The following is a 4698-nucleotide window of genomic DNA, read 5'->3' as shown; positions in this document are numbered from 1 at the left end:
ACACCAGTTCGTCGTACGGTAGCGGGTGGGCTTCGACTTGCTCATGACACCCAGCTACCAGACTGGTTTCACGCCGTGAATCCGCTTTCACGCCATTTGTGCAACAAAGCCGGTTGCTTCTGTAAAGACAGGTGAGGTTTGCAATGATGGTCCGCACTTTCAGGGCACATCCGACGCGGGTCCGCCTGTTTCGAAACAAATGGCTCGAGTTGACGACGCTGACTCCTTTCCCTTTGTTTTTCAGCGTCTGGTTTCCAATCGATATTCTTGCGATCGCGACAGCTTTCCGGTCGGACTCAGGCTGGGAAATGGTAACAGGCTTCCTGACAGGACTGCTGGCCTGGATTCTTTTCGAATATGTCGCACACCGCCACATCTTCCATCTCAAGCTTAGTTCCGCGATGGGACGTCACCTCATCTTTCTGATCCACGGCAATCATCATGCGGATCCGAAAGACCCCCTGCGCAGCATCATGCCCCTGACCGTCAGTCTTCCTCTTGGGTTTCTGATATGGCTTGCCTGCCGTCATTCCGGACTTCCTGCCCATAACTCAGGCTTTGCCGGATTCGTCACGGGCTACACCGTCTATGATACGGTGCACTGGGCCTGCCATCAGACGAATTCTCGCAGACGGCTCCCCCGGATTCTGCGCAAGCATCATCTGCTGCATCATCATGCGCCTGTCCATGGCAATTACGCTACGACAGTTCCCCTGCTGGACCGCATCTTTCGAACCCATATCCGGCCGCGATAAGCCTACGACTTCATGCGGATCATTCTAGACGCCCGAAATACCGGTCGCGCCATGGGCACCGGCGTCACGACCTATACGAAAACACTCGCCGGAGCCCTGAAGAACCAGCAGGGAATCTCGGTAGGGTGGCTCCATGAAACGTCCGGTTTACAGCCAGCCGCCTCGCAGCATTCCCATTCGTTTCCCGCCCGCAGCCTCCGGTTCGCACGGGCCCTGAGCAGTCGGCGGCGCAAGGGCTTCGCTGGTACAGGCCCCCAGACAGGAAATCTGATTGCCGAGGATATCTTCCGGATCGGGCATGTGCATTTCAATATCTTTGGAAAACTTCTGGCAGTCGAGCCCACCGAAGAACCGTCGATCATGCACTGGACCTGTCCACTGCCTCTCTACATGCCCGGCTGTCCCAACATCGTTACGATCCATGACCTCATCCCCATTCTGCATCCCGAATTTTGCCAGACGGATCCCAGGCGAACCCAGCGGATGCTCGAGCGTGTGATTGATCGGGCAGATCTGATCATCACGATTTCGGAAAGCGTTAAAAAAGATATCATGACGCATTTCGGTCTGCCGCCGGAGCGGATTCACGCCATTCACCAGGCGACCAATATCCAGGCAGAGCTCTCACGCACTCACTCCATAGGCCAGACACCCTGCCCTGATGGAAGCTTCATCCATATCGGCACCATCGAGCGCCGCAAAAATATCGCACGCCTGATCCGGGCTCACAGCCTCAGCCGTACCAAGCGCATGCTGGTTCTGATTGGTCCGGACGGCTTCGGCGCACAGCAGGAACTCGCGGCACTCTCAGAGCATCTCCATCCAGAGCGCGTCATGCGGCTACCCTGGATTAGCCGGCCTGATCTTCTTGCGGCCCTCACCAAAGCCCGCGCCATCGTATTTCCCTCTTTGGCCGAAGGGTTCGGGCTTCCTATCGTGGAAGCCATGGCTCTGGGTATTCCGGTTCTCACCTCTCAGGGTGGCACCACTGAGGAAATTGCGGGGGGCGCCGGCTGCTTGGTGGACCCGCTCGATATCAGGTCGATCACGGAAGGCCTGATCGAGCTGGACCGGGACGAGACCTTATGCCGAAATCTCGTTGCCCTTGGCCGCGAACATGTAAAGCATTTCAATCCCCATGATTACGGATTGCGCTTCAGCGCCCTGTATCATGAGGTCCTGGCAGGAAGACAACCTTCTTCCTGCCACAACCCGACGGTCTGATGCCGTATTCCCCGTTTCTGTTCAAGGAGTTCAAGTGTCCGTTCAATCTCGCCTTCACGTCGCTCTCGATGGTTTCAATCTTGCCCTTCCCCGCGGCACGGGAGTAGCGACCTACGCGCGGACACTGAGTTATGCCCTCAAGGAAATGTCCTGTGAGGTCGACGTACTGTATGGCCTGAACATTCCTTCCAAGGCACCAAGTCTGCTACGTGAAATCTTGTTTTTCGATCAGGTCTGCGCAGAGGAACCAAGCCGTCGGGCACGCTTCCTGGGCGCCAGATGGAAAGAACGGGCCCGTGCCGAGCTTTTGGGACACCGGGCTGTCAGTGTTCCGGTAGACCAGCATGTAGATGCCCGTTCTTTCTCAAAACGGCTTCCAGCTTTTGACAGTATTCTCAATGCACGGGACCTGTTCATCACGGCATGGGCCCATTACCGCCGGACGCGCCGTTTCCTGAAGATTACTCTGCCCAATACCCCGGATGTCATGCACTGGACCTATCCACTGCCAATCCGGGCTCGGAATACAAAGAACGTTTATACCATTCACGATCTTGTACCCCTCCGCCTCCCTCACACCACACTGGACAACAAGACCAACCATCTTCGGTTGATTACGGATATCGTGCGGCACGCAGACGCGATCTGTACCGTCTCAGAAGCGTCCCGACGGGATATCATAGACTTTGCCCCGCAGGCTGCGGCGATCACGCACAACACCTATCAGTCGGTGCGGGAACAGACCGCTGTTCAGAACCTTTCCGCTGACATTATTACCCAAACCCTCAATCGCCTTTATGATCTCAGAACAGATGGATATTTCCTCTACTATGGTTCCATTGAGCCCAAGAAGAACATCGCGCGTCTGATTGAGGCTTTCCTGGCCTCCGAAAGTCAGAGACAACTGGTCGTGGTGGGTGCCATGGCCTGGAAATCAGAAGGCGAACAACAGCTCCTGGAGCGTGGCAAGCGTCTGGGACGTATTATCCAGATGGAATACCTGCCGGAAAATGACCTCATGATGCTCATCCGTGGGGCGAGAGCCGTCCTGTTTCCTTCCCTCACCGAAGGATTCGGTCTGCCCGTCGTGGAAGCGATGATGATGGGAACACCCGTCCTGACCTCAGGAGAGGCATCGCTGCCGGAAGTCGTGGGAGAGGCCGGGCTGATGGTGGATGCCTATGATACGATCAGCATCATGGAAGGTATCCAGAAGCTCGATAGGGACGATAATCTCTGTCAGAAAATGCATCGGGATGGCCCCGTACAGGCCCGTAAATTCAACATGGAAAATTACCAAGTTGCCCTGAAGAAATTCTATAACGCTGTCCTTGGCTGAAAACGCCGCAAGAAATGTGGCGTTTGCAGATCGAGGCTTTCTTCTGCCTCAATCCTGACCGTTAGTGACATGAGGGCACGAAAAACCTTCTGGTTTTGAGGAGCCCTTTTCACCCTCCTGACGCCAGCAGAACAGGTTATTCGCTTTGGTCACTTCCTGAGACAGGCTGAGCTTGTTCTGAAAAAGAAACCGGATTTTGTGGAACGTCGTTAACGCGCAGACTGAAAATATCGGGGCGTGCATAATGACCCACAACATCCAAGTCATATTTTGCCCGGATAATGTCTTCCAGATCGATATCGGCTGTCAGAATCGCTTCACGGTCATAAACCGGTCCCGCGATGATCTCTCCCAATGGGCTGACAATAATGCTGCCTCCCCGGATAAGAACCGTTTCGGGATTATTTCCTTGATGACACACGTAGTTTTCCGGGGCGTCTGCACGCGTCATGAACTGACAGGCACTCAGAACGAAAGTCCGACCTTCATAAGCAATATGACGCATGGAAGCCTGCCAGATATCACGCTCGTCCACCGTAGGCGCGCACCAAAGGTTGATCCCCCGCGCGTACATGCTCTGACGGAGATCCGGCATATAGTTTTCCCAGCAAATCGCAGCACCCAGGCGTCCAATCTCGGTACTGAAAACCGGAATGGTGGACCCATCTCCCTGTCCCCAGACCAAACGCTCGGTACCCGTCGGCATTAACTTGCGATGCTTGCCCAAAAGCGTTCCGTCAGGCCCAAAAAAGAGTGCCGTGCAGTAAAGGGTTGCACCATCCCGCTCGATCACCCCAACAACCAAGTATGCTGTCATTCTCTGGGCAAAAGACCCGATCCGCTCTGTTTCAAGGCCCGGAACCACAATGGCTGATTTCCAGTACCGCAGATAATCATCCCGTCCTTCAGGAAAACGGCTTCCCAAAACGGCACCAAAGGCCAGTCCTTTGGGATATCCGCCAATATAGGCCTCCGGGAAAACTGCTAAATCAATCCCTTGCGCAGCAGCAGCCTCGCAGTATGCTTCCATGCGATCAAGAGTTTCAGGCGTATCGAACAGGCTACTTCCGGCCTGAATAACGGCAACCCGCAGCTTGGTCATACATGATTCTCCCGAATATTCAGCCTTGCTTCTTACAGGAACGCGAGCATACGTAGTGTAATTTTCCTAAAAGCAAATCTGCTATTCTGCTTCTCCCCCCGGGGGCCCAAACGCAAAAAACCCCCGCGACCTCATGGAGGCGGCGAGGGTTTCAGACGCATATTCGTATGGTTGCGGGGGCAGGATTTGAACCTGCGGCCTTCAGGTTATGAGCCTGACGAGCTACCGGGCTGCTCCACCCCGCGGTGGTGTGTGATGATGTTGGGGATTTTTGTGGT

At 54.9% G+C, this 4698-nt stretch carries 4 protein-coding genes and 1 tRNA gene; 3 read left to right on the top strand and 2 right to left on the bottom strand.

Features of this window, described 5'->3' with window-relative positions; translation table 11 throughout:
- Positions 1-308 precede the first annotated feature (308 nt).
- Genes HKD31_RS15695 through HKD31_RS15685 form a run of 3 tightly spaced genes read left to right on the top strand, consistent with a single transcriptional unit; the run spans position 309 to position 3318 of the window.
- A complete protein-coding gene (locus HKD31_RS15695; protein WP_228120947.1) occupies positions 309-755 on the top strand; it encodes a sterol desaturase family protein in 447 nt (148 codons plus the stop codon).
- Between the two features lie 12 nt (positions 756-767).
- Positions 768-1979 (top strand): glycosyltransferase family 4 protein, encoded by a 1212-nt coding sequence (locus HKD31_RS15690; protein WP_194265695.1) that lies wholly within the window; start codon positions 768-770, stop codon positions 1977-1979.
- A gap of 34 nt (positions 1980-2013) precedes the next feature.
- Positions 2014-3318: a glycosyltransferase gene (locus tag HKD31_RS15685; protein WP_194265694.1), complete on the top strand. Its 1305-nt coding sequence runs from the start codon at positions 2014-2016 to the stop codon at positions 3316-3318.
- A 136-nt stretch (positions 3319-3454) separates the two neighbouring features.
- On the opposite strand, the gene HKD31_RS15680 is transcribed toward HKD31_RS15685, so the two are convergent.
- Together HKD31_RS15680 and HKD31_RS15675 are read right to left on the bottom strand one after the other, a co-directional pair.
- Complete coding sequence (locus tag HKD31_RS15680) at positions 3455-4420, bottom strand: carbon-nitrogen hydrolase family protein (RefSeq protein WP_194265693.1); 966 nt, start codon at positions 4418-4420, stop codon at positions 3455-3457.
- Between the two features lie 168 nt (positions 4421-4588).
- A tRNA-Met gene (locus tag HKD31_RS15675) sits at positions 4589-4665 on the bottom strand.
- Positions 4666-4698: the final 33 nt, after the last annotated feature.

This window comes from Gluconobacter potus (assembly GCF_015244705.1).
In the GTDB taxonomy this organism is placed as follows: domain Bacteria; phylum Pseudomonadota; class Alphaproteobacteria; order Acetobacterales; family Acetobacteraceae; genus Gluconobacter; species Gluconobacter potus.
This window is presented reverse-complemented; position numbering and strand designations above follow the sequence as displayed.

What these genes read in the sequence shown, in the direction of transcription:
- HKD31_RS15690 (WP_194265695.1), top strand. Translation starts at nt 768, where the DNA reads ATGCGGATCATTCTAGACGCCCGAAATACCGGTCGCGCCATGGGCACC.
- HKD31_RS15695 (WP_228120947.1), top strand. Translation starts at nt 309, where the DNA reads ATGGTAACAGGCTTCCTGACAGGACTGCTGGCCTGGATTCTTTTCGAA.
- HKD31_RS15680 (WP_194265693.1), bottom strand. Translation starts at nt 4,420, where the DNA reads ATGACCAAGCTGCGGGTTGCCGTTATTCAGGCCGGAAGTAGCCTGTTC.